The sequence below is a fragment of the Streptomyces sp. NPDC058664 genome, assembly GCF_042716635.1.
Classification (GTDB): domain Bacteria; phylum Actinomycetota; class Actinomycetes; order Streptomycetales; family Streptomycetaceae; genus Streptomyces.
In genome coordinates, this window is the sequence record NZ_JBHXRW010000032.1 from 69,008 (window position 1) to 95,688 (window position 26,681).

Here is a 26,681-nt window from a genome sequence, read left to right on the forward strand (position 1 = left end):
CCTATGGGACTCGAAGAGAAACTCCCGAGCGGCTTTCTGCTGACGACGGTCGAACAGGCCGCGGGCTGGGTGCGCAAGGCGTCCGTGTTCCCCGCGACCTTCGGCCTCGCCTGCTGCGCCATCGAGATGATGACCACCGGAGCCGGCCGGTACGACCTGGCCCGCTTCGGCATGGAGGTCTTCCGCGGCTCGCCGCGCCAGGCCGACCTGATGATCGTGGCCGGCCGGGTCAGCCAGAAGATGGCGCCCGTCCTGAGGCAGGTCTACGACCAGATGCCCAACCCCAAGTGGGTCATCTCCATGGGCGTCTGCGCCTCCTCGGGCGGCATGTTCAACAACTACGCGATCGTCCAGGGCGTCGACCACATCGTGCCGGTCGACATCTACCTGCCCGGCTGTCCGCCGCGCCCGGAGATGCTGCTCGACGCGATCCTCAAGCTCCACCAGAAGATCCAGACCTCCAAGCTCGGCGTGAACGCCGAGGAGGCGGCCCGGGAGGCGGAGGAAGCGGCGCTCAAGGCGCTGCCCACGATCGAGCTGAAGGGTCTTCTCCGGTGAGTGACGAAACCCCGAACCCCGAGAAGGAGCTGAGCGAGCAGAACCTGCCCGGTCAGCGCGGGGACCACGGCGAGGAGGTCCGCGTCCAGCGCGGCATGTTCGGAGCCCAGAGCGGCGCCGACACCTCCGGCTACGGCGGCCTCGTCCGCTCGATCCGGCTCCCCGGCCCGGCCACCCGCCCCTACGGCGGCTGGTTCGACGAGGTCGCCGACGAGCTCGAAGGCGCCCTGGAGGAGCAAGGGCTCCTCCCGGACAACGCCATCGAGAAGACGGTCGTCGACCGCGACGAGCTCACCTTCCACATCGAGCGCGAGCACCTCGTCCGGGTCGCCCGCACCCTGCGCGACGACCCGGCGCTCCGCTTCGAGCTGTGCACGGGCGTCTCCGGCGTCCACTACCCCGGGGACAAGGGCCGCGAGCTGCACGCCGTCTACCACCTGCGCTCGCTCACCCACGGCCGGCTGATCCGCCTGGAGGTCTCGGCCCCCGACGCCGACCCGCGCATCCCGTCCCTCGTCACCGTCTACCCGACGAACGACTGGCACGAGCGCGAGACGTACGACTTCTTCGGCATCGTCTTCGACGGCCACCCCGCCCTCACCCGGATCATGATGCCGGACGACTGGCAGGGCCACCCGCAGCGCAAGGACTACCCCCTCGGCGGCATCGCCGTCGAGTACAAGGGCGCCCAGATCCCGGCTCCGGACCAGCGGAGGTCGTACTCGTGACCACTCCCCACGCGTCTCCCCGCGAGACGACAGAAGGCACCGTCTACACGGTGACCGGCGGCGACTGGGAAGAGGTCGTCCAGTCCGCGGCCAAGGCCGACGACGAACGCATCATCGTCAACATGGGCCCCCAGCACCCGTCCACCCACGGCGTGCTCCGGCTCATCCTGGAGATCGACGGCGAGACCGTCACCGAGGCCCGCTGCGGCATCGGCTACCTCCACACCGGCATCGAGAAGAACCTCGAGTACCGGACCTGGACGCAGGGCACCACCTTCGTCACGCGCATGGACTACCTCACCTCGTTCTACAACGAGACGGCGTACTGCCTCGGCGTGGAGAAGCTGCTCGGCATCACCGAGCAGATCCCGGACCGGGCCAGCGTCATCCGGGTCCTCCTGATGGAGCTCAACCGGCTCTCCTCCCACCTGGTGTGCATCGCCACCGGCGGCATGGAGCTCGGCGCCACCACGATCATGATCTACGGCTTCCGGGACCGCGAGATGATCCTGGACCTGTACGAGCTGATCACGGGCCTGCGCATGAACCACGCGTTCATCCGCCCCGGCGGCCTCGCCCAGGACCTCCCGCCCGGCGCCGTCGACGCCGTGCGCGAGTTCGTGAAGACCATGAAGAAGAACCTGCCGGAGTACGACAAGCTCGCCACCGGCAACCCCATCTTCAAGGCCCGCATGCAGGACGTCGGCTACCTCGACCTCACCGGCTGCATGGCGCTCGGCGCCACCGGACCGATCCTGCGCTCGGCGGGCCTCCCGCACGACCTGCGCAAGACCGACCCGTACTGCGGCTACGAGAACTACGAGTTCGACGTCCCGACCGCCGACACCTGCGACTCCTACGGACGTTTCCTCGTCCGCCTGGAGGAGATGCGGCAGTCCCTCCGGATCGTCGAGCAGTGCCTCGACCGCCTGGCACCGGGCGACGTCATGGTCGGCGACAAGAAGATCGCCTGGCCCGCGCAGCTCGCGCTCGGCACCGACGGCCTCGGCAACTCCACCGACCACATCAAGAAGATCATGGGCACCTCCATGGAGGCCCTGATCCACCACTTCAAGCTGGTCACCGAGGGCTTCCGGGTCCCCGCGGGACAGGCCTACGCGGCCGTCGAGTCGCCCAAGGGCGAGCTCGGCGTGCACGTCGTGTCCGACGGCGGCACCCGCCCCTTCCGGGTCCACTTCCGCGACCCGTCCTTCACCAACCTCCAGGCCATGGCCGCGATGTGCGAGGGCGGCCAGGTCGCCGACGTCATCGTCGCCGTCGCCTCCATCGACCCCGTGATGGGAGGCGTCGACCGATGACCGACCAGATCAGTCTGGGCATGCCCCAGCTCCCCGCCCCCGCCTACCCGGCCGAGGTCCACGCCCGGCTGACGGAGGACGCGCGGGCGATCATCGCCCGCTACCCGGACTCCCGCTCCGCGCTCCTGCCGATGCTGCACCTCGTGCAGTCGGAGGAGGGCCACGTGACCCGGACCGGCATGGCGTTCTGCGCCGACCTGCTCGGCCTCACCACCGCCGAGGTCACCGCCGTCGCCACCTTCTACTCGATGTACCGGCGCAAGCCCTCCGGCGACTACCAGGTCGGCGTCTGCACCAACACGCTCTGCGCGGTCATGGGCGGCGACGCCATCTTCGAGGAGCTGAAGGCCCACCTCGGCGTCGGCAACGACGAGACGACCGACGACGGCAAGATCACCCTCGAGCACATCGAGTGCAACGCGGCCTGCGACTTCGCCCCCGTGGTGATGGTCAACTGGGAGTTCTTCGACAACCAGACCCCCGAGTCCGCCAAGAAGATGGTGGACGACCTCCGGGCCGGGCGGACCGTCGAACCCACCCGCGGCGCCCCGCTCTGCACCTTCAAGGAGACCGCCCGCATCCTGGCCGGCTTCCCCGACGAGCGCCCCGGCGCCGTCGAGGCCACCGGCGGAGCGGGCCCCGCCTCCCTCGTCGGCCTGCGCCTGGCCAAGGGCGAGAGCCCGTCCCACCGAATCGTCCACCCGCGCGGTGAGTCCTCCGGTCAGGAGGGGGAGTGATGACCTTGGCCGCCGAGATCAACAACAGCAGTCCCGAGAAGCTTCTGGCGCCCGTCCTGTCCGCCTTCTGGGACCAGCCCGACTCCTGGACCCTGGAGACCTACGAACGGCACGAGGGATACCGGGGCCTCAGGAAGGCCCTCGCGATGAGCCCCGACGACCTCATCGCGTACGTCAAGGAATCCGGTCTCCGCGGACGCGGCGGCGCCGGCTTCCCCACCGGCATGAAGTGGCAGTTCATCCCGCAGGGCGACGGCAAGCCGCACTACCTCGTCGTCAACGCCGACGAGTCCGAGCCCGGCACCTGCAAGGACATCCCCCTCCTCTTCGCCAACCCGCACTCCCTCATCGAGGGCATCGTGATCGCCTGCTACGCGATCCGGTCGAACCACGCCTTCATCTATCTGCGCGGCGAGGTCGTCCCCGTCCTGCGCCGCCTCCACGAGGCCGTCCGGGAGGCCTACGCGGCCGGCTACCTCGGCACGAACGTCCTCGGCAGCGGACTCGACCTCGAACTCACCGTGCACGCCGGCGCCGGCGCGTACATCTGCGGTGAGGAGACCGCGCTGCTCGACTCGCTCGAAGGGCGCCGCGGCCAGCCCCGGCTGCGCCCGCCCTTCCCCGCGGTCGCCGGTCTGTACGCCTGCCCCACTGTCGTGAACAACGTCGAGTCCATCGCGTCCGTTCCCGCCATCCTCAACAAGGGCAAGGAATGGTTCACGTCGATGGGCAGCGAGAAGTCCCCGGGCTTCACGCTCTACTCGCTGAGCGGGCACGTCGCCTCGCCCGGCCAGTACGAGGCGCCCCTCGGGATCACCCTGCGCCAGCTCCTCGACATGAGCGGCGGCATGCGCCCCGGCCACCGCCTCAAGTTCTGGACCCCCGGCGGCTCCTCCACGCCCATGTTCACCGACGAGCACCTCGACGTGCCCCTCGACTACGAGGGCGTCGGCGCCGCCGGATCCATGCTCGGCACCAAGGCGCTCCAGTGCTTCGACGAGACCACCTGCGTCGTCCGGGCCGTCACCCGCTGGACCGAGTTCTACGCCCACGAGTCCTGCGGCAAGTGCACCCCCTGCCGCGAGGGCACGTACTGGCTCGTCCAGCTGCTCCGCGACATCGAGGCGGGGCGCGGACGGATGTCCGACCTCGACAAACTCAACGACATCGCCGACAACATCAACGGCAAGTCGTTCTGCGCCCTCGGCGACGGCGCCGCCTCGCCGATCTTCTCCTCGCTCAAGTACTTCCGCGCGGAGTACGAGCAGCACATCACCGGCCGGGGCTGCCCCTTCGACCCGGCCAAGTCGACCGCCTGGGCGGACAACCACAAGGAGGTGACGGCATGACGGTCACCACGGCCGGCCCGGCGGGCGGCTCCCCGGCGGTACCGCCCGAGGACCTCGTCACGCTGACCATCGACGGCGCCGAGATCTCCGTCCCCAAGGGGACCCTGGTCATCCGCGCCGCCGAACAGCTCGGCATCGAGATCCCGCGCTTCTGCGACCACCCGCTCCTCGACCCCGCCGGCGCCTGCCGCCAGTGCATCGTCGAGGTCGAGGGCCAGCGCAAGCCGATGGCCTCCTGCACCATCACCTGCACCGACGGCATGGTGGTGAAGTCCCAGCTCACCTCCCCCGTGGCCGAGAAGGCCCAGCACGGCGTGATGGAGCTGCTGCTCATCAACCACCCGCTGGACTGCCCCGTCTGCGACAAGGGCGGCGAGTGCCCCCTGCAGAACCAGGCCATGTCCCACGGGCAGGCCGAGTCCCGCTTCGAGGGCGTCAAGCGGACGTACGAGAAGCCCGTCCCGCTCTCCACCCAGGTGCTGCTCGACCGCGAGCGGTGCGTGCTCTGCGCCCGCTGCACCCGCTTCTCCAACCAGGTCGCCGGCGACCCGATGATCGAGCTGGTCGAGCGCGGCGCGCTCCAGCAGGTCGGCACCGGCGTGGGCGACCCCTTCGAGTCGTACTTCTCCGGCAACACCATCCAGATCTGCCCGGTCGGCGCCCTCACCTCGGCCGCCTACCGCTTCCGCTCCCGCCCCTTCGACCTGGTCTCCTCCCCGTCGGTGTGCGAGCACTGCGCGGGCGGCTGCGCCACCCGCACCGATCACCGGCGCGGCAAGGTCATGCGGCGGCTCGCCGCCGAGGACCCGGAGGTCAACGAGGAGTGGATCTGCGACAAGGGCCGGTTCGGCTTCCGGTACGCGCAGCAGCGCGACCGGTTGACGACCCCGCTCGTCCGGAACCCCGGCACCGGTGAGCTGGAGACCGCCTCCTGGCCCGAGGCCCTGGAGGCCGCCGCCCGCGGGCTCGTCCGCGGGCGCACCGGCGTCCTCACCGGAGGCAGGCTGACCGTCGAGGACTCCTACGCGTACGCCAAGTTCGCCCGGGTCGCCCTCGACACCAACGACATCGACTTCCGGGCCCGGATCCACTCCGGCGAGGAGGCCGACTTCCTGGCCTCCGCCGTGGCCGGACGAGGACGGGACCTGGACGGCAGCGGTGTCACGTACACCTCGCTCGAAGCCGCCCCGGCCGTCCTCCTCGTCGGTCTGGAGTCCGAGGAGGAGGCCCCCGGCGTCTTCCTGCGGCTCCGCAAGGCCTGGCGGAAGAAGGGCCAGAAGACGTACGCGGTCGCCGCGTTCGCGACCCGGGGCCTGGAGAAGGCGGGCGGCACCCTGCTGCCCGCCGCCCCCGGCACCGAGACCGAGTGGCTCGACGCGCTGACCTCCCGGGTCGGCCTGGAGGGCGACGGCCTCGCCGCCGCCCAGGCCCTCCGCCAGGACGGCGCCGTCATCGCCGTCGGCGAGCGCCTCGCCGGTGTCCCCGGCGCCCTCACCGCCGCCCTGCGCGCCTCGACCGCCACCGGCGCCCGGCTCGTGTGGATCCCGCGCCGTGCCGGTGAACGCGGAGCCGTCGAGGCCGGAGCGCTCCCGGCGCTGCTGCCCGGCGGCCGGCCCGCGACCGACCCCCGCGCGCGTGAGGAGGTCGCCGCCGCCTGGGGCGTCCGCGAACTCCCGCACCGCTACGGCCGCGACACCGGCCAGATGATCGAGGCCGCCGCCACCGGCGAACTCGGCTCCCTGCTCGTCGCGGGCGTCGAGGTCGCCGACCTGCCCGACCCGGCACGCGCGCGCGAGGCCCTCGACGCGGCCTTCGTGGTCTCCCTGGAGCTGCGGCCCAGCGAGGTCACCGCCCGCGCCGACGTCGTCCTGCCGGTCGCCGCCGTCGCCGAGAAGGCCGGCACCTTCCTCAACTGGGAAGGCAGGGCCCGGCTCTTCGAGGCCGCGCTCAAGCCCGAGCAGATGACCCGGCCCGTCGCGCCGGGCGACGCGCGCGTGCTCCACATGCTCGCCGACGCCCTCGACGTCCACCTGGCGCTGCCCGACCTCAGGGCCGTACGGCGGGAGCTGGACCGGCTCGGGGGCTGGACCGAGCAGCGGGCGTCCGAGCCCGTCGAGCCCGGCCGGCCCGCGCCCCGGGCCGGTGACGGCGAGGCCGTCCTCGCCGGGCACCGGCTCCTGCTCGACCTGGGCCGGCTCCAGGAGGGCGACACCGCGCTCGCCGGCACCCGGCACGCGGCGGTCGCCCGGCTCTCCGCCGCCACCGCCGCCGACACCGGCGTCAAGGACGGCGACGTCCTGGAGGTGACAGGCCCCGCCGGCTCGGTCGCGTTCCCGCTCCAGATCACCGAGATGCCCGACCGGGTCGTCTGGGTCCCGCTGAACTCGGCCGGCCGGGGTGTCCTCTCCGACACCGGCGCCCGCCCCGGCGACCTGGTCCGCATCGGCGCGGTCATCACGACGGAGGTCCAGGCATGAACACCCTCGCCGCCGAAGACCTGTCCATGTTCGGCACGGACCCCTGGTGGCTCGTGCTGATCAAGGCCGTCTTCTGCTTCGCCTTCCTGATGATCACCGTGCTCTTCTCCATCGTGTGGGAGCGCAAGGTCGTCGCCTGGATGCAGCTGCGCGTCGGCCCCAACCGGCACGGCCCCTGGGGCCTCCTCCAGTCCCTCGCGGACGGCATCAAGCTGATGCTCAAGGAGGACGTGATCGTCAAGAAGGCCGACAAGGTCGTCTACGTCCTCGCCCCGATCGTCGCCGCGATCCCCGCGTTCATGGCGATCGCCGTGATCCCCTTCGGCCCGGCCGGCAACGAGGTCTCGATCTTCGGCCACCGCACCGCGATGCAGCTCACCGACCTGCCGATCGCGATGCTGTACGTCCTCGCGGTCGCCTCCGTCGGCATCTACGGCATCGTCCTCGCGGGCTGGTCCTCGGGCTCCACGTACCCGCTCCTCGGTGGTCTGCGCTCCTGCGCGCAGATGATCTCGTACGAGATCGCCATGGGCGCGGCCTTCGCCTCCGTCTTCCTCTACTCCGGGTCGATGTCGACCTCGGCGATCGTCGAGGCGCAGGCGGACCGCTGGTTCGTGATCCTGCTGCCGGTGTCGTTCATCATCTACATCGTCACGATGGTCGGTGAGACGAACCGCGCCCCCTTCGACATGCCGGAGTCCGAGGGCGACCTCGTCGGCGGCTTCAACACCGAGTACTCGTCCATCAAGTTCGCGATGTTCATGCTCGCCGAGTACGTGAACATGGTGACGGTCTCGGCCGTGTCGGTGACCCTCTTCCTGGGCGGCTGGCGGGCCCCGTACCCGGTCTCCACCTTCTGGGAGGGCGCGAACCACGGCTGGTGGCCGATGCTCTGGTTCGTCCTCAAGGTGCAGCTGCTGCTGTTCTTCTTCATCTGGCTCCGCGGCACCCTGCCCCGCGTCCGCTACGACCAGCTGATGAAGCTCGGCTGGAAGGTCCTCATCCCGGTCTCCGTGGTCTGGCTGATGCTGGTCGCCACCGTCCGGGCGCTGCGGAACGAGAACATCGCCTTCACCAACATCGTCCTGTACGTGGCCGGAGCCGTCCTCGGGCTGCTGCTGCTGTCCTTCGTGGTCGACGTGTTCCGCGACCGGAAGGCGAAGGCGGAAGCGGCCGGTCCGGCCGACGAGCCCGCCTTCGACCCGATGGCCGGAGGCTTCCCCGTACCGCCCAAGCCCGGACAGTCCCTGCCGCCCGTGCCCCGGCGCGGGCCTCGGCGGGACCAGGACCTCGTTGTCAGTGGCGCCCCCGATACTGCTACTGCGAGTGATGGAAAGGAGACGGACGGTGTCTGACTTCCAGAATCCGGTGGCTGGCTTCGGCGTGACCTTCAAGGCCATGTTCAAGAAGCGGCTGACCGAGCAGTACCCGGAGCAGCAGAAGACGACGGCGCCCCGCTTCCACGGCCGGCACCAGCTCAACCGTCACCCCGACGGTCTGGAGAAGTGCGTCGGCTGCGAGCTGTGCGCCTGGGCCTGTCCGGCCGACGCCATCTACGTGGAGGGCGCGGAGAACACGGACGAGGAGCGCTACTCGCCCGGTGAGCGCTACGGCCGCGTCTACCAGATCAACTACGCCCGCTGCATCCTGTGCGGGCTGTGCATCGAGGCCTGCCCCACGCGGGCGCTGACGATGACCAACGAGTTCGAACTGGCCGACTCCTCCCGCGCGAACCTGATCTACACCAAGGAGCAGCTCCTCGCGGGTCTCGAGGAGACCATGGTCGACACCCCGCACGCGATCTTCCCCGGCATGACCGAGCAGGACTACTACCGGGGCCTCGTCACCGAGGCCGCGCCCGGGACCGTCCCGCAGGTCGCCGTGTCCAAGGGGGAGAAGGGCGAAGACGAGGAGGTGGACGCATGAGCGCGAACCTCGCGGCGTACACCACGTCTTCGGGTGAGGCCTTCCAGTTCTGGGTGCTCGGCACCGTCGCCGTCGTCGGCGCGCTGTGCACGATCCTGATGAGGCGGGCCGTGCACTCGGCGCTCTGCCTCGCCGGGACCATGATCATCCTGGCGGTCTTCTACCTGGCCAACGGGGCGTACTTCCTCGGCATCGTCCAGATCGTCGTCTACACCGGCGCGATCATGATGCTCTTCCTCTTCGTCGTCATGCTGGTCGGCGTCACGGCCGCGGACTCGCTGAAGGAGACCCTCAAGGGCCAGCGCTGGTGGGCCGCCGCCTGCGGGCTCGGCTTCGGCATCCTGCTCGCCGCCGGCATCGGGAACGCGTCCCTGACGGAGTTCGCCGGACTCGGCGCCGCCAACAGCGCGTACGGCGGGAACGTGGAGGGCCTCGCCGCCCTCATCTTCACCAAGTACGTCTTCGCCTTCGAGATGACCGGCGCGCTCCTCATCACCGCCGCGGTCGGCGCGATGGTGCTCACCCACCGGGAGCGCACCGAGCGGGCCCGCACCCAGCGCGAGCTCTCCGAGCAGCGCGTACGGGAAGGCAAGCACGTCCCGCCGCTCCCGGCGCCCGGCGTCTACGCCCGGCACAACGCCGTGGACATCGCGGGACTGCTGCCCGACGGCACCCCGGCGGAGCTCACCGTCATGCAGACCCTGCGCAAGCGGGGCCAGATCCGGGACGTGTCCACCGAGGCGCTCGCCGACCTCAAGGCCCTGGAGCAGCGCTCCGAGGAGCGGCTCGGCCGGGACCGGGACGAAGAGGAGTCCAGCCGGTGAATCCCGTCAACTACCTGTATCTCGCCGCCCTGCTGTTCACCATCGGTGCGGCCGGGGTGCTGATCCGGCGCAACGCGATCGTGGTCTTCATGTGCGTCGAGCTGATGCTCAACGCCTGCAACCTCGCGTTCGTCGCCTTCTCCCGTATGCACGGAAACCTCGACGGCCAGATCATCGCCTTCTTCACGATGGTCGTCGCCGCCGCGGAGGTCGTCGTCGGGCTCGCGATCATCGTGTCCGTCTTCCGTGCCCGCCACTCGGCCTCGGTCGACGACGCCAGCCTGATGAAGCTGTGAGGGGCTGACCGTGGAAAATCTCATTGCGCTGCTCGTCGGGGCGCCCCTGCTCGGCGCGGCCGTCCTGCTCTGCGGCGGACGGCGGCTCGACAAGGCCGGGCACTGGATCGGCACGCTGCTCGCGGCCGTCTCCTTCGTCATCGGCCTGGCGCTCTTCGCCGACATGCTCGGCAGGAGCGCCGACGACCGGGCCCTGCACCAGCGGCTCTTCACCTGGATCCCCGTCGAGGGCTTCCAGGCGGACATCGCCTTCCAGCTCGACCAGCTGTCGATGACCTTCGTCCTGCTGATCAGCGGGGTCGGCACGCTCATCCACGTCTACTCCATCGGGTACATGGAGCACGACGAGCGCCGCCGCCGCTTCTTCGGCTACCTCAACCTGTTCGTCGCGGCGATGCTGCTGCTCGTCCTCGCCGACAACTACCTGCTCCTGTACTTCGGCTGGGAGGGCGTCGGCCTCGCCTCGTACCTCCTGATCGGCTTCTGGCAGCACAAGCCCAGCGCGGCCACCGCCGCCAAGAAGGCCTTCCTGGTCAACCGGGTCGGCGACATGGGCCTCTCCATCGCCATCATGATCATGTTCACCACCTTCGGCACCTTCGCCTTCGGGCCGGTCCTGGCGGCGAGCGGCCAGGCCTCCGAGGGCACGATGACCGCGATCGGTCTGATGCTGCTCCTCGCCGCCTGCGGCAAGTCGGCCCAGGTGCCGCTGCAGTCCTGGCTCGGGGACGCGATGGAGGGCCCGACCCCGGTCTCGGCCCTCATCCACGCGGCCACGATGGTGACCGCCGGCGTCTACCTGATCGTCCGCTCCGCCGACATCTTCAACGCGGCGCCGGACGCGCAGACGGTGGTCGTCGTGGTCGGCGCGGTCACGCTCCTCTTCGGTGCGATCGTCGGTTGCGCCAAGGACGACATCAAGAAGGCGCTCGCCGGTTCGACGATGTCGCAGATCGGCTACATGATCCTGGCGGCCGGCCTCGGCCCCATCGGCTACGTCTTCGCGATCATGCACCTGGTGACCCACGGCTTCTTCAAGGCCGGGCTGTTCCTCGGCGCCGGTTCGGTCATGCACGGCATGAACGACGAGGTCGACATGCGGAAGTACGGCGGCCTCCGGAAGTACATGCCGGTCACCTTCGTCACCTTCGGCCTCGGCTACCTCGCGATCATCGGCTTCCCCGGCCTGTCCGGCTTCTTCTCCAAGGACATGATCATCGAGGCGGCCTTCGCCAAGGGCGGCACCCAGGGCTGGATCCTCGGCTCGGTCACCCTGCTCGGCGCGGCCATCACCGCGTACTACATGACCCGCGTGATGATCATGACCTTCTTCGGCGAGAAGCGCTGGCAGCCGGCCCCGGACCCGGACAAGGCGCCGGGCGTCGAGCCCGGAATCGAGGTGGCTCCCGGCGAGATGCCGCACCCGCACGAGTCGCCCAGGTCCATGACGATCCCGATGATCGTGCTGGCATTCGGCTCGGTCTTCGCGGGCGGCTTCTTCGGCATCGGCGACCGGTTCGTGCACTGGCTGGAGCCCGTCACCGGCTACGCGCACGGCCATCCGCCGATCAGCGCCGCCGCCGTCACCTCCGCCACCGTCGCCGTCATGGTGATCGGCGTCGGCCTCGCCTACCTCCAGTACGGGCGCGGGCCCGTCCCGGTGGTCGCCCCGCGCGGCTCGCTGCTCACCCGGGCCGCCCGCCGCGACCTGCTCCAGGACGACTTCAACCACGCCGTCTTCGTCCGCGGCGGCACCCACCTGACCCGCTCGCTGGTCTACGTCGACCACAGCCTGGTCGACGGCGTGGTCAACGGCACCGCGGCCTCCGTCGGCGGACTCTCCGGCCGGCTGCGCAAGCTCCAGAACGGCTACGCCCGCTCGTACGCGGTCTCCATGTTCGGAGGTACTGCGGTGCTGATCGCCGCGACCCTGCTGATGAGGGCGGTGTAACCACCATGTCATTCCCGCTCCTTACGGTGACGGCAGCGGTTCCGGCGGTCGGTGCGATCCTCACCGCCGCCGTCCCCGCCGCCCGCCGCACCGCCGCCAAGTGGCTGGCGCTGCTCGTCTCCCTCGCCACGCTGGTGCTCGCCGCCGTCGTCTTCGTACGGTTCGAGCCCGGCGGCGAGCGGTACCAGCTGACCGAATCGCACGCCTGGATCAAGGACTTCGGCGTCCGCTACGAGCTCGGCGTGGACGGCATCGGGGTGGCGCTCATCGCGCTCACCGCGCTGCTGATCCCGTTCATCGTCCTGGCCGGCTGGCACGACGCCGACCCCCTGGAGACGAAGAGCAGCCGCTGGCGGCCGACGCAGGGCTTCTTCGCCCTGATCCTCATGGTCGAGGCGATGGTGATCCTCTCCTTCGAGGCCACCGACGTCTTCCTCTTCTACATCCTGTTCGAAGCCATGCTCATCCCGATGTACTTCCTCATCGGCGGCTTCGGCGACCGCGCCCACGCGGGCTCCGACGAGAACGCGGCGGCCCAGCGCTCGTACGCGGCGGTCAAGTTCCTCCTCTACAACCTGGCCGGCGGCCTCATCATGCTGGCCGCCGTCATCGGGCTCTACGTGGTCGCGGGGAACTTCTCGCTCACGGAGATCGCGGCGGCGCGCGCCGACGGCTCGCTGGAGATGGCGACCAACACCGAGCGGCTGCTGTTCCTCGGCTTCTTCTTCGCCTTCGCGGTGAAGGCGCCGCTCTGGCCGCTGCACACCTGGCTGCCGAACGCGATGGGGGAGGCCACCGCCCCGGTCGCCGTCCTCATCACCGCCGTCGTCGACAAGGTCGGCACCTTCGCGATGCTCCGCTTCTGCCTCGGGCTCTTCCCCGAGGCCTCGAAGTGGGCCACGCCCGCGATCATCGTCCTCGCCCTCATCAGCATCGTGTACGGGGCGCTGCTCGCGGTCGGCCAGCGGGACATCAAGCGCCTGGTGGCCTACGCGTCGATCTCGCACTTCGGCTTCATCATCCTGGGCATCTTCGCGATGACCAGCCAGGGCCAGTCCGGTGCCACGCTCTACATGGTCAACCACGGCATCTCGACGGCCGCCCTGATGCTCGTCGCCGGCTTCCTGATCTCCCGGCGCGGCTCGCGGCTCATCGCCGACTACGGCGGGGTGCAGAAGGTCGCCCCGGTGCTCGCCGGCACCTTCCTGATCGGCGGTCTCGCGACCCTGTCACTGCCCGGACTCGCGCCGTTCGTCAGCGAGTTCCTGGTCCTGGTCGGCACCTACGCCCGCTATCCGGTGGCCGGGATCATCGCCACCACCGGCATCGTCCTCGCCGCGCTCTACACCCTCGTCCTGTACCAGCGGACGATGACCGGGCCGGTGAAGGAGGAGGTGCGGTCGCTGCCCGACCTGCGGGCGCGCGAACTGGCGGTGGTCGTCCCGCTGATCGCCGTCCTGATCTTCCTCGGGGTCTTCCCGAAGCCGCTCACGGACGTCGTCAACCCGGCGGTGCAGCACACCATGTCCGACGTCCAGCAGAAGGACCCCCAGCCCGAAGTGGAGGCCGCCAAGTGAGCCCCATGGCTGTCCACAGCTTGTGGACGACAGCGGCCGAGCCGCTGAACAAGATCCAGACGCCCCACATCGAGTACACCCAGCTGTCACCCGTACTCATCGTGATCGGCGCCGCGATCCTCAGCGTCCTCGTCGAGGCCTTCGTGCCCCGCAAGGCCCGCTACCACAGTCAGCTGTTCCTCAGCGTGGTGGCGCTCGTCGCCGCCTTCGCCGCGATCGTCGCCCTGGCCGCCGGCGGCTACGGTTCCACCAAGGCCCACATCGCGGCCATGGGCGCCATCGCCGTCGACGGACCCGCCCTCTTCCTCCAGGGCACCATTCTCCTCGCCTCCGTCGTGGCGATCTTCACCTTCGCCGAGCGCAGGCTCGACCCGGCCGACCACGGCCACAAGGTCGACTCCTTCGCCGCCGAAGCGGCCGCCGTCCCCGGCAGCGACCAGGAGAAGGCCGCCGTCAAGGCCGGGTTCACCACCACCGAGGTGTTCCCGCTCGCCCTCTTCGCCGTCGCCGGCATGCTGGTCTTCCCGGCGGCGAACGACCTCCTGACGCTCTTCGTCGCCCTGGAGGTCTTCTCCCTCCCGCTGTACCTGCTCTGCGCCGTCGCCCGCCGCAAGCGGCTGATGTCGCAGGAGGCGGCCGTCAAGTACTTCCTGCTCGGCGCCTTCTCCTCGGCCTTCCTGCTCTTCGGGATCGCCCTGCTCTACGGCTACGCGGGCTCCGTCTCGTACGCCGTCATCGCCGACGTCGTCGACGGCGCCGTCGGCACCGTGAACCCGGCGCTCGCCGACACCATGGGCAACGACGCGCTGCTGCTCATCGGCTTCGCCATGGTCCTGACGGGGCTCCTCTTCAAGGTCGGCGCCGTGCCGTTCCACATGTGGACCCCGGACGTCTACCAGGGCGCTCCGACCCCCGTCACCGGCTTCATGGCCGCCGCGACGAAGGTCGCCGCGTTCGGCGCGCTGCTCCGCCTGCTGTACGTGGTGCTGCCCGGCCTCACCTGGGACTGGCGGCCGGTCATGTGGGGCGTCGCCATCGTCACCATGCTGGGCGGTGCGATCGTCGCCATCACCCAGACCGACATCAAGCGGCTCCTCGCGTACTCGTCGATCGCGCACGCGGGCTTCCTGCTCGCGGGTGTCATCGCGGCCACGCCGAGCGGGATCTCGTCGGTCCTGTTCTACCTCGGCGCGTACTCCTTCGTGACGATCGGCGCCTTCGCCGTCGTCACCCTGGTCAGGGACGCCGGCGGCGAGGCCACCCACCTGTCCAAGTGGGCCGGTCTCGGGCGTCGTTCGCCGCTCGTCGCGGCGGTCTTCGCGGTCTTCCTGCTCGCCTTCGCCGGCATCCCGCTGACCTCCGGCTTCTCCGGGAAGTTCGCCGTCTTCAAGGCGGCGGCGGAGGGCGGCGCGGGCGCGCTCGTCGTGGTCGGCGTGATCTCCTCGGCGATCGCCGCGTTCTTCTACATCCGGGTGATCGTGCTCATGTTCTTCAGCGAGCCGAAGGCGGACGGCCCGACGGTCGCCGTGCCCTCGGCCCTGACGACCCTCACCATCACGGCGGGCGTGGTGGTCACGCTGGTGCTCGGCCTCGCGCCGCAGTACTTCCTGGACCTCGCGAACCAGGCGAGCGTCTTCGTGCGGTAGCGCTTCCCGTACGGCACCGAGGGCCCGGTTTCCGCCGCAGTGGCGGGGCCGGGCCCTCGGCACGTGCTCCTCCGGGCCCTGCGCTCCTACGGCTTCTCCGGTTCGCCGTCGGGGCGGACGCGGTGCACCCGCGAGTTCCCCCTGCGTCCGCCAGGCCGGGGTGCCGCACGCGGGGTGACCCAAGGGAGGTGTCCGTGCCATCGTGGAAACCGCTCCGAATGGTCTGTACCAGCATGCGAGAGGGAGGCGGCGCGATGCGCGGCACCACCGTCTTACCGGGGACGCCCTGTGCCACCCCGAGAACCGGCGAACCCCCCATGCACCGCCTGGAACTGCGCCTCCCCGACGACGTGCCCTTCGCCGTCGGCGGCTTCGACGCCGTCGGTCCCCTCTCCCGGGCCGCCTTCCCGCACCGGCACACCTTCCACGAGATCGTCCACGTCACCGCCGGCACCGGAACCCACGTCGTCGACCTCGACCGCCGGCCGCTGCGCCCGCCCCACCTGGACGTGATCCTGCCCGGACAGGTGCACCACTGGGAGGACGCCCACGGCCTCGACGGCACGGTCGTCCTGTTCACCGAGGACTTCCTCCTCGACCACCCCGGCGACCGCGACCTGCTGCGCCGCCTCGGCGAACGCCCCTGGCGCACCCTCGACGGGCCCACGCACGCGCGCACCGGCCGTCTGATGGCCGAACTCGTCGAGGAGTACCGGCACGGGGCCGACGGGTTCGCGACCGTTCTGCGCTCCCTGCTGCACGTCCTCCTGGTCCGCACGGCACGACTGCCGGGCCCCGGCGCGCCGACGCCCCCGCCAGGCAGACCGGGGGCCGTCTCCGAGGAGTTCACCCGCCTGATCACCCGTACCGGAGCGGAGACGCGGACCGTACGGGAGTGCGCCGAGCTGATCGGGGTCACCCCCGGCCACCTCGCCGAAGCCGTCCGGGCCGCCACCGGACGCACCCCCGCCGCTCTGCTGCGCGAGGCCCGGACGCGCGAGGCCCAACGGCTGCTCGTCAGCACCGACCTGACCGTCCGGCAGGTCGCGTCCCGGGTCGGCTTCGGCGACCCCGCGTACTTCTGCCGCTTCTTCCGGCGCGAGACGGGACGGAGCCCCGGAGACTTCCGAAAACACCACGACCGCCGTGATCCGTCCCTCGAAGGCGACGGCGTACCCGCCTAGGTTCGTTGCCGACCCCAGCGCCCCCACGAGGAGCAGGCATGGACATGGACAACGAGACCAGCACCGGGCACGTCACCCGGAAGACCGTGCTGCGGGCCGCGCTCGCGGCCGGCATGGCGGCGCCCGCCGTGCTCATGGGCGTACCGGCACTCGCCCGTACCCTCACCGCCGGCGAGGCGGCGCCCGCGCTCACCCCCGAGTGCGACGACGGTGACGACCCCACCCCGCCGCAGACCGAGGGCCCCTACTTCAAGCCCCGCTCACCTCGGCGGACCAGCCTCCTGGAGACCGGCACCGTCGGCGTACGGCTGACCGTCAGCGGCTACGTCTTCGGGCTCGCCTGCCGGCCGATGGCGGACGTCCTGCTCGACTTCTGGCAGGCCGACGCCAACGGGGCGTACGACAACACCGGATTCCGCTTCCGCGGGCACCAGTTCACCGACTCCCGGGGCGCCTTCGCGCTCACCACGATCGTGCCCGGCCTCTACCCGGGCCGCACCCGGCACATCCACGTCAAGGTGCAGGCCCCCGGCCGCCCGGTGCTCACCACCCAGCTGTACTTCCCCGGCGAACCCCGCAACAACACCGACAGCATCTTCGACCCGCGGCTGCTCATGGCCGTGCGGGACGCGGGCGGCGCCAGGGAGGCCGCCTTCGACTTCGTCCTGAACGTGCCGCAGGACCCCGGTCCGAGCCCCACCCCGACCGCCCCGACCACCCCGCCGCCCGGCGGCAGCTGGGCCGCCGGGACCGTCTACCGGGCCGGGGACAGGGTCACGTACGGCGGCCCTGGCTATGTGTGTCTCCAGGCGCACACGGCCCAGGCCGGCTGGGAGCCGCCGAACGTCCCCGCCCTGTGGAGGGTCGGCTAGGAGCCTCAGGCGGAGGGAACGATCCTGCCCCGGACCTCGCCCAGCGCCACGCGCGTACCGTCCGGGCCCGGTGCCCAGGCCGTGAGGACGACCTCGTCGCCGTCTTCCAGGAACGTCCGCTTGCCACCCGCGAGTTCGAGCGCGTCCCGGCCGTTCCAGGTCAGTTCGAGCAGTGAACCGCGCTGGTCCACCTCGGGCCCGGAGACCGTCCCGGAGCCGTACAGGTCACCCGTGCGCAGCGAGGCGCCGTTCACCGTCATGTGCGCGAGCTGCTGCGCGGCCGTCCAGTACATGGTGGAGAACGGCGGCTCCGCCACCACCTCGCCGTTGATCTCCACCGTGATCCGCACGTCGAAGCCGCCCGGCTCCTCCTCGGCCGCGTCGTCCAGGTACGGCAGGAGGGGGAGGTCCCGGGCCGGCGGCGCGGTCCTGGCCGCCTCCAGCGCCTCCAGGGGCGTCACCCACGCCGACACCGAGGTCTGGAACGACTTGCCGAGGAACGGGCCGAGCGGCACGTACTCCCAGGCCTGCACGTCCCGCGCCGACCAGTCGTTGAGCAGCGTCAGACCGAAGACGTGCTCCCGGAAGTCGGCCAGCGGCACCGGCCGGCCCAGCTCCGACGGGGTGCCGACGAGGAAGCCGACCTCCGCCTCGATGTCCAGCTTGACCGAGGGCCCGAAGACCGGGGCCGCGTCGGTGGGCGCCTTGCGCTGCCCGGAAGGACGTACGACATCGGTCCCGGAGACCACGACCGTGCCCGCGCGACCGTGGTAACCGATCGGCAGGTGCTTCCAGTTGGGGGTGAGCGCGTCACCGTCGGGGCGGAAGATGCGGCCCACGTTCGTCGCGTGGTGCTCGCTCGCGTAGAAGTCGACGTAGTCCGCGACCTCGTACGGCAGGTGCAGCGTCACCTCGTCCAGCGGGTGCAGCAGCGGCTCGACGTCCGCCCGGTGCGCGGGCACCGTCACCCAGGCCGTCAGCGCCCGGCGCACGTCACGCCAGGCGGTCCGCCCGGCCGCGAGCAGCGGGTTCAGGCTCGGCTGCGCCAGGAGCGCCGCGTACGGGGAGCCGAGCGCGCGCGCCGCGGCACCCGCGTCCAGCACGTACCCGCCGATCCGGACGCCGAGCCGGCGCCGGCCGGGCTCGTCGGCGGTCGAGAAGACGCCGTACGGGAGGTTGTGCGGGCCGAAGGGATCGCCCTCGGCCAGGTCGAGCGGGCTGTGCTCGGACATCGGTGCGTGCCTCGCTTTCCAGGTGTGTGGGGGACACGTTACGGGGCGGGCCGCCGCGCGCGGATGACATGGATCACACAGAAAGTGCGGCCTCCGTGGGCAACTGCCCCGGTTCGCGCTGTTTGTGTGCGGGGTGGCCCTCGAAACCGGCCCCGAACTGCGGAAACCGGTCTCCCGCAGGGCCGTTCGGGGCCCTACGATCGCGGTGGCGTCGCGCCGCGTGAAGTCGCCGCAGGCGCGTGCCCCGCACTTCTCTCACTTCTCCCTGACCAGGAAAAAGGTCCGCACTGTGAAGATTCGTCGCATTCTCGCGACCGCCGTGGCCGCCGCCGTGACCACCCCGGTCGTCTTCCTCTCCGCCTCGCCCGCGTTCGCGGACACCAAGCCGTCGTCCACGACGACGCAGAAGTCCACGCTGGAGGAGGAGGACCCCAAGGAGGACACGCCCTCGATCGAGGAGCTGAAGGCCGCCGTCGCCGCGGCGCAGAAGGCGTACGACGAGGCCGTCGTCGCCGTTGCCAAGGCCGAGGCGGACTTCAAGGCCTTCGAGAACGCCGATCACCCGACCCGGGGCCCGATCGCCGAGGCCAAGACCGCCGCCGACGAGGCCGCCGCGGCCAAGACCGCCGCCGACGAGGCGCTCGCCAAGGCCGAGAAGGCCGTGACGGAGCTGCCCGCCGACGCCACCGAGGAGCAGAAGAAGGCCGCTGCCGCTGCCGTGACCGCCGCGAAGAAGGTCGCCGACGAGGCCGCCGCGGCCAAGACCGCCGCCGACGCGACGTACGAGCAGGCCCGGGAGGACCGTGAGGACGCCCGGGTGGCCGCGGCCAGGGCCGTCAGCATCGCCCAGAAGGCGAAGGAAACCGCCGCCGAGGACCTCGCCGAGGCCAAGGAGGAGCTGGAGTTCTTCGAGGAGATCGGCGGGGAGTGCGAGGACGACCCCTCGCTCAAGCTCGCGCTGAGCGGTCCGAAGACGGTCACCGCCGGTCAGCCCGCCTTCTTCTCTCTGCGCGTCACCAACACCTCCGACGGCACCCTGGACGCCGTCCACGCCTTCACCAACGCCTTCCGGGCCCCCGAGCCCGGTGAGGTCATCGACGAGGAGACGGACTTCACCAAGCGGATCATCCCCGTCGAGTGGTCCTCCGCCGACAACCTCGAATGGACGACGTTCACCGAGGAGTTCGACTCCATCGAGGTCGGCAAGCTCGCCAAGGGCGCCCACTACGACGTGAAGCTGCGCCTCACGGTCCCCGCCGACGCCCTTGCGGGCGAGGGCACGGCCTTCGCCTACGCCGAGTACGAGAACAACGACGGCACGTGCGGCATGGGCGACTTCACGAACGCCGACTTCGACATCCTCGCGGCGAAGGGCGACAAGCCGAAGCCGACGCCGACCCCGTCGGAGACGACCGCGACGCCCACCCCGGCGCCGACCGTCACCACCACGGGCAACAGCAACACCACCCAGCAGGGCGGCTCGTCCAGCACCCCCGTGAACGGCACCCTCGCCGCCACCGGTGCGAACGACACCCTGCCGCTCGGCCTCGCCGCCGCGGGGGCCGTCGCCCTCGGCGCCGGCGCGCTGTTCTTCGCTCGTCGCCGCAAGGCCGGCGCGAACGCGTAACCCTTTTTCCGGTCCCCCGTACGGCGCGAGCTCAGCCCGCCGTGCGGGGGATCCGCTTTTCCCACGTGCGGTGGAAGACGACCTCGCTGTCCTCCTTGCACACCACCTCGTTGGTGGTGTGGAAGGCGTTCGCGTCGCAGGTGATCTCCGAGCGGGTGTCGATCGTGACGTCCCAGGCCGCCTCGGGCCGGTGCAGCCGGATCGACCACTCCGAGCGGGTCCGGGCGGACAGGGGGTCGCTCTCGTCGATCGTGTACGTGTCCAGGGCGTCCTCGGTGAACTCCAGGCCGTCCGGGTAGATCCGCGTACCGCCGTATTTCGGGTCGACCTCCAGGGTCCATTCGCCCTTCGCCACGTCCCTGACCACCAGCCGCTCGGGGCGGGGCTCCTCCAGGGTGTCCGGGACGACCACGCCGAGCGGCTCGGACTGCTCCGGTTCCTCCCAGGTGACAGCGTCCTCGGTGGGGCGGCGTACCGGCAGGGTGAGGGAGGAGCCCGCCGGGTCGAGGGTGAAGCCCGCCGCGTCCGGCTGGGGCCAGATCCACGGCCAGTACGTGGAGGAGACGGCGAGGCGTACCCGGTGGCCCGGCGGGAAGCTGTGCCCGATGCCGTTCAGTTCGAAGACGAGGCTCTCCGTCTCCCCGATCTGCGCCTCCACGGCCCGGTCGCGGCCGTAGCGGGCGGAGAAGTTCAGGGCGCCCCGGGTGACGAGGGTGGAAGAGCCGTCCGGGGCGATGTCGCAGAGCCGGGCGACGACCTGCCCGGTGGGGGCGGCGGCGCGCAGGGCGAGGGTCACGGCCGGCCGGCCGAGGATCTCGAGCGCCGGGCCGTCCTCGGGGACGGGGAAGTCGAAGCAGGCCGAGTGGGCGTCCTCGTCGCGCTGGTCGGGCGGCAGGTCGGCTTCGTTGCCGAAGGGGAAGAAGCGGCCCGCCTCCAGGCCGGTCTGCTGCGGGGAGTCGACCACGACGGGGGCGCCCTGGAAGGCGTACGTGACGGGGGTGACGTTCGGGGAGGGCCAGGCGGGGTCGGTGACCCAGCGGCCAGGGAGCTGCTCGTACACGGTGGCCGGGAGGTGCGACTCGCTGATCCAGGAGCGGAGGAGCGGCTCGGCCATGACGCCGTTGTCGACGCCCTTGAGGTGGTGGTCCCACCAGCGGAGGGTCTCCTGGAGGAAGCCGATGGCGGGTCCCGGTGGCAGCCCGCGGTCCGGGTACTGGTGGGACCAGGGTCCGATGATGCCCCGTACCCGGTCCCGGGGGAGGTGCTCGGCGAGGCGGAGGACGGTGTCGCGGTACGGGTCGTGCCAGCCGCCGACGGCGAGGACGGCGGCCCGGATCGCGGAGTAGTCCTCGCAGACGCTGCCGTGCCGCCAGTAGGCGTCGCGGGTCTGGTGGGCGAGCCAGGTGTGGATGAAGGGGTCGACGGCCTCCAGGCGCTTCAGCCACATCGCGCGCCACTCCTCGCCCACGTACCGGGGGTCGGGCGGGCGGCAGACGAAGGCGAGCATGGTGGCGGCCCAGGCGTGCATGTCGACGGCGAGGACGGAGCCGCCCATGTAGTGGACGTCGTTGTCGTAGCGGTCGTCGGTCGAGCAGACGGTGACGACCGCCTTGAGGGGTTCGGGGGCGAGGGCGGCGATCTGGAGCGAGTTGAAGCCGCCCCAGGAGATGCCGAACATGCCGACCCTGCCGGTGCACCAGGGCTGCTCGGCGAGCCAGTTCACGACGGCCACGCCGTCGGCGAGCTCGACCGGGTCGTACTCGTCGCCCGGCAGGCCCTCGCTGTTGCCGTGGCCGCGGACGTCGACGCGCACGGAGGCGTAGCCGTGTCCCGCGTACCAGGGGTGGCGCTGCTGGTCGCGGGGCGCGGTCCAGTCGGTGAGGCGGTACGGCAGGTACTCCAGGAGGGCCGGTACGGGCTCGTCGGTGAGCGGGCGCCACACGCGCGCGTACAGCCTGGTTCCGTCCGGCAGCGGGATCCGGACGTCGTCGTGCCGGGTCTCGTACGGGAAGTCGGTACGGATTCTCATCACGGACACCTCACGGCTTCCTCAGTGGACGGGGTGCATGGTGCGGCGCAGCCAGGGCGCCAGGGCGATCACGGCGAGGCCGACGGCGACGGCCACGGCGCCGTTCACGCCGAAGTAGACGGGCTTGGACACGTCGTCGTAGAGCTTCACGGTCTGGGCCTGGATGCCGTTGGCGAGCGCGAGGGAGAGGAACCAGAGCGACATCGTCTGGCTGGAGAAGGCCTTCGGGGCGAGCTTGCTGGTGGCGGACATGCCGGAGGTCTCCAGGAGCACGTCGCCGAGGCCGAGCAGCAGGTACGAGCCGACGATCCACCAGGCGGCCATCTCGTACGTGTCGTCGGCGTGCCCGGAGGTCGGCAGGACCATCAGGAGGAAGGAGAGGCCGCCGAGGACCACCCCGAACGCGATCTTGTTGGAGGCGTGCGGCTGTCGGTGGCCCATCCGGGCCCAGACGGCGGCCACGACGGGCGCGAGGGCCACCTCGAAGGCGCCGAGGGCGGAGGCGTACCAGCTCGCCGGGAAGTCGAAGCCCAGGATGGTCGTGCGGGCGTTGGTGGAGGCGAGCAGGATCATCGTCGAGTACGCCTGGAAGAGGATGAAGTTGAAGACCACCGAGGCCAGGAAGAGCACGATGTACGGCCTGAGGCGGCCGCGCTCCTCGGCCGTGACCCGGGGGCTCCTGAACATCACCCAGAAGTAGACGACGGGCGCGATCACCGAGATCAGGGTCAGCAGGTCCACGAACCGGTCCATGGTCAGCCAGCCCGTGAGGGCGAGCACCACGGCGACGGCGGCCGTCACGACCGTCCCGACGACGATCAGGCGGACCGCCCGGCGCATGGCGTCGGGGGCGAGCGCGAACTCGGCGGCGTGCTTGCGTCCGGCCAGGTGACGGCGGCCCGCGACGTACTGGATCAGGCCGAGCGTCATGCCGAGCGCGGCGGCCGAGAAACCCCAGTGGTAGCCCTGGTGGTCGGCGAGCCAGCCGGTGATCAGCGGGCCGGCGAAGGCGCCGATGTTGATCGCCATGTAGTAGAGGGCGAAACCGGCGTCGCGGCGGTCGTCGTCCGTGCGGTACAGCTTGCCGACCATGGTCGCCACGTTCGGCTTGAGCAGGCCCGTACCGGCGCTGATCAGGCCGAGGCCCACCCAGGTCATCGCGGCGGTCGGCACGGCCATGGCGTAGTGGCCGCAGGCGATCAGGATGCCGCCCCACAGGACCGCGCGGTACGAGCCGAGGATGCGGTCGGCGAGCCAGCCGCCGGCCACCGAGACCAGGTACACGAGGGTGCCGTAGGCGGCGGCGACGGAGGCGGCGGTGCCGGTGGCCATGCCGAGGCCGCCGTCGGCGACGGTGGCGGCGAAGTAGAGGACGAGGATCGCCTGCATGCCGAGGAAGGAGAACCGCTCCCAGACCTCGAGGCCGGAGAGGGTCAGCAGGCCGCGGGGGTGCCCGAGGAAGGCGTGGTCGTCCTCGGGGGGCGGCTGCTCGCCGTTCGTGTCGCTGTCGATCACTGTTCGGGACAAAACGCCTACTCCTGGTCGTATGAGCTGATCACGAACATACCGGGGGTGACGGGAAGGCGCCCACGGTGATCGAAAGGTGACCGGATACGCTGGCTTGAGTGAATCCAGCGACACATCGACAATCCGTGTGACCCTCAACAGTCCATGCGAACAATCCGTGTGATCGTCAGCAGGCGTCAGCAGACAGGAGACCCCCTCGTGACCGTCGTCGGGCCGTTCGGTCTTAGCGTGCGGGACCAGGCTCTTGAGGCCGATGTGCAGACCGGGTTGGCGGCTGTGGAGGCGGGCCTCCTGGACGCCACCAAGAGCGGTGTCCCCTTCATCACGGAGGCGGCGCAGCACCTCGTCCTCGCCGGTGGGAAGCGTTTCCGCCCCCTGCTCGTGATGCTCGCCGCCCAGTTCGGAGACCCCTACGCGCCGGGCGTCGTGCCCTCCGCCGTCGTCGTCGAGCTCACCCACCTGGCCACGCTGTACCACGACGACGTCATGGACGAGGCCGACGTCCGGCGCGGAGTGCCCAGCGCCAACACCCGCTGGGGCAACTCGATCGCCGTCCTCACGGGTGACTTCCTCTTCGCCCGCGCCTCGCACACCCTCGCGAACCTCGGCCCCGAGGCCGTACGGATCCAGTCCGAGGCATTCGAACGCCTGGTGACCGGCCAGATCCTGGAGACCGCGGGACCGGCCGACGACCGCGACCCCGTCGAGCACTACCTCGACGTCCTCGGCGGCAAGACCGGCTCGCTCGTCGCCGTCTCCTGCCGCTTCGGCGCCATGATGGCCGGCGCCGACGAGAGCGTCGTCGACACCCTCACCCAGTACGGGGAGCGGCTCGGCGTCGCCTTCCAGCTCGCCGACGACGTCCTCGACATCGCCTCCGACTCCCACGAGTCCGGCAAGACCCCCGGCACCGACCTCCGCGAGGGCATCCCGACCCTGCCCGTCCTGCACCTGCGGGCCGCCGCGGCCGCCCACGGGCGCCCCGACGACCTGGAGCTCGTCGCCCTCGTCGACGGCGACCTCAGCGACGACGAGCGGCACGCCGAGGTACTGCGCCGGCTGCGCGCCCACCCGGCCCTCGAGCAGGCCCGCCGGGACACCGTGCGGTACGCGGAGGAGGCGCGCGCGATGCTGGCGCCGCTGCCCGACGGGTACGCGAAGGCGGCCCTGGCGGAGATGTGCGACGCGGTGGTCCACCGCGCGGGCTGACCGCCCGGCCGGCGCGCCGGCCGCCTCGGACCGGCCCCGTCGACCGCGCCTGCCGGCCGGCCGGGTCAACCGCGCGGGTGAGCCCGTCTCGGGGTCGGGTCATCCCGAAGCAGTACGTGAGGTTGATCCCCGGGGCTGACGCTTCCGTGCCGCCGCTTTGGTGAGATGGGTACATCGACCACGGAGGTAGCGGAGACCATGGCAGAGACCCGTAAGGCGAGCCGGTTCATCGTCCCGGTCGCGGTGGCAGGAGTGGCCGCGGCGACCATCGGACTCGTCCCGGCGCTGGCGGCGTCCGGCGACCCCGACCTGCCGGAGATCACGGCACAGCAGCTCATCGAGAAGATCGCCGCATCGGACGCCCAGACCCTGTCCGGCACGTTCAAGATCTCCACCGACCTGGGGCTGCCGTCCTTCGGCGGCCTGGTGTCGGGGCTCGGCGGCGGCGGTGACGGCTCGTCGGCCGACCCGTCGGAGAAGCTCACCCAGCTCGTCTCGGGCACGCACACGCTGCGCGTGGCGGCGGACGGCCCCGAGCGCCAGCGGCTGACCCTGCTCGACGGCTCCGACGAGTACAGCCTGATCCACAACGGCGACGACGTCTGGGCGTACGACAGCAAGTCGAACGAGGTCTTCCACGAGAAGGCCCCCGAGGGCGCCGACGCCCCGGAGGACAAGGAGGTCCCGGCCACGCCCAAGGAGCTCGCGGACGAGATCCTGAAGGCGGCCGGCGACACCACGTCGATCACCGTCGACGGTACGGCCACGGTGGCCGGCCGGGACGCGTACCAGCTGGTGATCAAGCCGAAGCAGGCCGGTTCGACGGTCGCGTCGGTGAAGATCGCCGTGGACGCGGCGAACGGCACCCCGCTGAAGTTCACCCTCGCCTCGGTGGAGGGCGGCAAGCCCGTCGTCGACGCGGGCTTCACGAAGGTCGACTTCGCCAGGCCGGCGGCCTCCGAGTTCGCCTTCGAGACCCCCGCGGGCGCGAAGGTGACCGAGGGCGCGGCGAAGGACGCGGCGGGCGGGGAGAAGCTTCCCGAGGAGTTCGAGAAGGGCCTCGGCGACCTGGAGAAGGGCTTCGGCGACTTCGGCGACGGCCTGAACGTCATCGGCGAGGGCTGGACGACGATCGCGAAGCTCGACACCGGGGCCCCGGCGCCGAAGACCGACGAGGCGCCGAAGGAGATCCAGGGCCTCCTGGGCTCCTTCGGCGACGAGGTCACCGGGAAGTTCGGCTCGGGCACCGTCTTCAAGACGAAGCTGGTGAACGCGCTCCTCACCGACGACGGCAAGGTCTACGTCGGCGCGGTCACGAAGGACGCGCTGGTGGACGCGGCGAACGCCGGCAAGTAGTCGGTACGGCGGGGCTGGTTGGGACCCCGGGCGGGTCGGGGGCGATGGTCACCGACCCACCCGGGAGCTTTTCGCCGTCCCCTCACGGGAACGCCGGATCGAGAGGAACGCCGGGGCCTACGGGAACGTCAGCTTGAAGCTGTTGATGTATCCGGTGTCGGCCGAGGCCTTGTCCTGGGCGCGGAGCTTCCAGGCGCCGTTGGCGACCTCGGAGGAGGCGTTCACGGTGAAGGTCTGGACGATGTTGTCGGCGCTGC

22 protein-coding genes are annotated in these 26,681 nt (G+C 70.9%); 18 read left to right on the forward strand and 4 right to left on the reverse strand.

Annotated features, from left to right (window positions below; translation table 11 throughout):
• The first annotated feature begins 3 nt into the window (after positions 1–3).
• From ACFWUY_RS25010 to ACFWUY_RS25080, 15 genes are all read left to right on the forward strand, one after another.
• Positions 4–558 carry an NADH-quinone oxidoreductase subunit B family protein gene (locus ACFWUY_RS25010; RefSeq protein WP_024756031.1) on the forward strand — a complete coding sequence of 185 codons (555 nt, stop codon included), beginning with the start codon at positions 4–6 and terminating at the stop codon, positions 556–558.
• A complete protein-coding gene (locus ACFWUY_RS25015) occupies positions 555–1,286 on the forward strand; it encodes an NADH-quinone oxidoreductase subunit C (RefSeq protein ID WP_384113190.1) in 732 nt (243 codons plus the stop codon). Before ACFWUY_RS25010 ends, ACFWUY_RS25015 begins: the two co-directional genes overlap by 4 nt.
• On the forward strand, positions 1,283–2,605 hold the full coding sequence (locus ACFWUY_RS25020) for an NADH-quinone oxidoreductase subunit D (RefSeq protein WP_384113193.1): 1,323 nt from the start codon (positions 1,283–1,285) through the stop codon (positions 2,603–2,605). Before ACFWUY_RS25015 ends, ACFWUY_RS25020 begins: the two co-directional genes overlap by 4 nt.
• Positions 2,602–3,342: an NADH-quinone oxidoreductase subunit NuoE gene (gene nuoE, locus ACFWUY_RS25025; protein ID WP_384113196.1), complete on the forward strand. Its 741-nt coding sequence runs from the start codon at positions 2,602–2,604 to the stop codon at positions 3,340–3,342. Before ACFWUY_RS25020 ends, nuoE begins: the two co-directional genes overlap by 4 nt.
• The gene (gene nuoF / locus ACFWUY_RS25030; protein ID WP_384113199.1) at positions 3,339–4,691 is read left to right on the forward strand and encodes an NADH-quinone oxidoreductase subunit NuoF; all 1,353 of its coding nucleotides are present in this window, start codon (positions 3,339–3,341) and stop codon (positions 4,689–4,691) included. The genes nuoE and nuoF overlap by 4 nt, the downstream gene beginning before the upstream one ends.
• A complete protein-coding gene (locus ACFWUY_RS25035) occupies positions 4,688–7,168 on the forward strand; it encodes an NADH-quinone oxidoreductase subunit G (protein WP_384113202.1) in 2,481 nt (826 codons plus the stop codon). Before nuoF ends, ACFWUY_RS25035 begins: the two co-directional genes overlap by 4 nt.
• Positions 7,165–8,523 (forward strand): NADH-quinone oxidoreductase subunit NuoH, encoded by a 1,359-nt coding sequence (gene nuoH, locus ACFWUY_RS25040; protein ID WP_384113205.1) that lies wholly within the window; start codon positions 7,165–7,167, stop codon positions 8,521–8,523. The genes ACFWUY_RS25035 and nuoH overlap by 4 nt, the downstream gene beginning before the upstream one ends.
• Positions 8,498–9,094 carry an NADH-quinone oxidoreductase subunit NuoI gene (gene nuoI, locus ACFWUY_RS25045; RefSeq protein WP_384113208.1) on the forward strand — a complete coding sequence of 199 codons (597 nt, stop codon included), beginning with the start codon at positions 8,498–8,500 and terminating at the stop codon, positions 9,092–9,094. The genes nuoH and nuoI overlap by 26 nt, the downstream gene beginning before the upstream one ends.
• Positions 9,091–9,918 (forward strand): NADH-quinone oxidoreductase subunit J, encoded by an 828-nt coding sequence (locus ACFWUY_RS25050; protein WP_384113211.1) that lies wholly within the window; start codon positions 9,091–9,093, stop codon positions 9,916–9,918. The genes nuoI and ACFWUY_RS25050 overlap by 4 nt, the downstream gene beginning before the upstream one ends.
• Positions 9,915–10,214 carry an NADH-quinone oxidoreductase subunit NuoK gene (gene nuoK, locus ACFWUY_RS25055; RefSeq protein ID WP_030214504.1) on the forward strand — a complete coding sequence of 100 codons (300 nt, stop codon included), beginning with the start codon at positions 9,915–9,917 and terminating at the stop codon, positions 10,212–10,214. Before ACFWUY_RS25050 ends, nuoK begins: the two co-directional genes overlap by 4 nt.
• Positions 10,215–10,224: 10 nt before the next feature.
• Entirely contained in the window at positions 10,225–12,165 is a 1,941-nt protein-coding gene (gene nuoL, locus ACFWUY_RS25060; RefSeq protein WP_384113216.1) for an NADH-quinone oxidoreductase subunit L, read from the forward strand.
• A 5-nt stretch (positions 12,166–12,170) separates the two neighbouring features.
• Complete coding sequence (locus ACFWUY_RS25065; protein WP_384113219.1) at positions 12,171–13,742, forward strand: NADH-quinone oxidoreductase subunit M; 1,572 nt, start codon at positions 12,171–12,173, stop codon at positions 13,740–13,742.
• Complete coding sequence (gene nuoN / locus ACFWUY_RS25070; RefSeq protein WP_384113222.1) at positions 13,739–15,388, forward strand: NADH-quinone oxidoreductase subunit NuoN; 1,650 nt, start codon at positions 13,739–13,741, stop codon at positions 15,386–15,388. The genes ACFWUY_RS25065 and nuoN overlap by 4 nt, the downstream gene beginning before the upstream one ends.
• Before the next feature lie 254 nt (positions 15,389–15,642).
• Positions 15,643–16,572 carry an AraC family transcriptional regulator gene (locus tag ACFWUY_RS25075; RefSeq protein WP_384113225.1) on the forward strand — a complete coding sequence of 310 codons (930 nt, stop codon included), beginning with the start codon at positions 15,643–15,645 and terminating at the stop codon, positions 16,570–16,572.
• A gap of 44 nt (positions 16,573–16,616) precedes the next feature.
• Positions 16,617–17,444, forward strand: coding sequence for a carbohydrate-binding protein (locus ACFWUY_RS25080; RefSeq protein ID WP_384113251.1), 828 nt, complete (start codon positions 16,617–16,619; stop codon positions 17,442–17,444).
• A 5-nt stretch (positions 17,445–17,449) separates the two neighbouring features.
• On the opposite strand, the gene fahA is transcribed toward ACFWUY_RS25080, so the two are convergent.
• Complete coding sequence (fahA, locus tag ACFWUY_RS25085; RefSeq protein WP_384113228.1) at positions 17,450–18,676, reverse strand: fumarylacetoacetase; 1,227 nt, start codon at positions 18,674–18,676, stop codon at positions 17,450–17,452.
• Between the two features lie 289 nt (positions 18,677–18,965).
• Between fahA and ACFWUY_RS25090 the strand changes: the two genes are divergently transcribed.
• On the forward strand, positions 18,966–20,303 hold the full coding sequence (locus tag ACFWUY_RS25090) for an LPXTG cell wall anchor domain-containing protein (RefSeq protein ID WP_384113231.1): 1,338 nt from the start codon (positions 18,966–18,968) through the stop codon (positions 20,301–20,303).
• Positions 20,304–20,334: 31 nt separating this feature from the next.
• Here ACFWUY_RS25090 and ACFWUY_RS25095 read toward each other — a convergent pair whose 3' ends face one another.
• Both ACFWUY_RS25095 and ACFWUY_RS25100 read right to left on the reverse strand, forming a co-directional pair.
• Positions 20,335–22,332 (reverse strand): CocE/NonD family hydrolase, encoded by a 1,998-nt coding sequence (locus tag ACFWUY_RS25095; RefSeq protein WP_384113234.1) that lies wholly within the window; start codon positions 22,330–22,332, stop codon positions 20,335–20,337.
• A 21-nt stretch (positions 22,333–22,353) separates the two neighbouring features.
• Positions 22,354–23,859: a peptide MFS transporter gene (locus ACFWUY_RS25100; RefSeq protein WP_384113237.1), complete on the reverse strand. Its 1,506-nt coding sequence runs from the start codon at positions 23,857–23,859 to the stop codon at positions 22,354–22,356.
• A gap of 198 nt (positions 23,860–24,057) precedes the next feature.
• Here ACFWUY_RS25100 and ACFWUY_RS25105 point away from each other — a divergent pair, with 198 nt between their 5' ends.
• Positions 24,058–25,068: a polyprenyl synthetase family protein gene (locus tag ACFWUY_RS25105; RefSeq protein WP_384113240.1), complete on the forward strand. Its 1,011-nt coding sequence runs from the start codon at positions 24,058–24,060 to the stop codon at positions 25,066–25,068.
• Positions 25,069–25,266: 198 nt separating this feature from the next.
• Positions 25,267–26,424, forward strand: coding sequence for an outer membrane lipoprotein carrier protein LolA (locus ACFWUY_RS25110; RefSeq protein ID WP_384113243.1), 1,158 nt, complete (start codon positions 25,267–25,269; stop codon positions 26,422–26,424).
• 117 nt (positions 26,425–26,541) lie between these two features.
• Here the strand turns inward: ACFWUY_RS25110 and ACFWUY_RS25115 are convergent.
• On the reverse strand, positions 26,542–26,681 hold a 140-nt coding region (locus ACFWUY_RS25115; protein ID WP_384113254.1), incomplete at its 5' end, for a proprotein convertase P-domain-containing protein.

What these genes read in the sequence shown, in the direction of transcription:
- ACFWUY_RS25050 (WP_384113211.1), top strand. Translation starts at nt 9,091, where the DNA reads ATGAGCGCGAACCTCGCGGCGTACACCACGTCTTCGGGTGAGGCCTTC.
- ACFWUY_RS25065 (WP_384113219.1), top strand. Translation starts at nt 12,171, where the DNA reads ATGTCATTCCCGCTCCTTACGGTGACGGCAGCGGTTCCGGCGGTCGGT.
- ACFWUY_RS25010 (WP_024756031.1), top strand. Translation starts at nt 4, where the DNA reads ATGGGACTCGAAGAGAAACTCCCGAGCGGCTTTCTGCTGACGACGGTC.
- ACFWUY_RS25080 (WP_384113251.1), top strand. Translation starts at nt 16,617, where the DNA reads ATGGACAACGAGACCAGCACCGGGCACGTCACCCGGAAGACCGTGCTG.
- fahA (WP_384113228.1), bottom strand. Translation starts at nt 18,676, where the DNA reads ATGTCCGAGCACAGCCCGCTCGACCTGGCCGAGGGCGATCCCTTCGGC.
- nuoH (WP_384113205.1), top strand. Translation starts at nt 7,165, where the DNA reads ATGAACACCCTCGCCGCCGAAGACCTGTCCATGTTCGGCACGGACCCC.
- nuoI (WP_384113208.1), top strand. Translation starts at nt 8,498, where the DNA reads ATGGAAAGGAGACGGACGGTGTCTGACTTCCAGAATCCGGTGGCTGGC.
- ACFWUY_RS25035 (WP_384113202.1), top strand. Translation starts at nt 4,688, where the DNA reads ATGACGGTCACCACGGCCGGCCCGGCGGGCGGCTCCCCGGCGGTACCG.
- ACFWUY_RS25110 (WP_384113243.1), top strand. Translation starts at nt 25,267, where the DNA reads ATGGCAGAGACCCGTAAGGCGAGCCGGTTCATCGTCCCGGTCGCGGTG.
- ACFWUY_RS25095 (WP_384113234.1), bottom strand. Translation starts at nt 22,332, where the DNA reads ATGAGAATCCGTACCGACTTCCCGTACGAGACCCGGCACGACGACGTC.
- ACFWUY_RS25075 (WP_384113225.1), top strand. Translation starts at nt 15,643, where the DNA reads ATGCGCGGCACCACCGTCTTACCGGGGACGCCCTGTGCCACCCCGAGA.
- nuoE (WP_384113196.1), top strand. Translation starts at nt 2,602, where the DNA reads ATGACCGACCAGATCAGTCTGGGCATGCCCCAGCTCCCCGCCCCCGCC.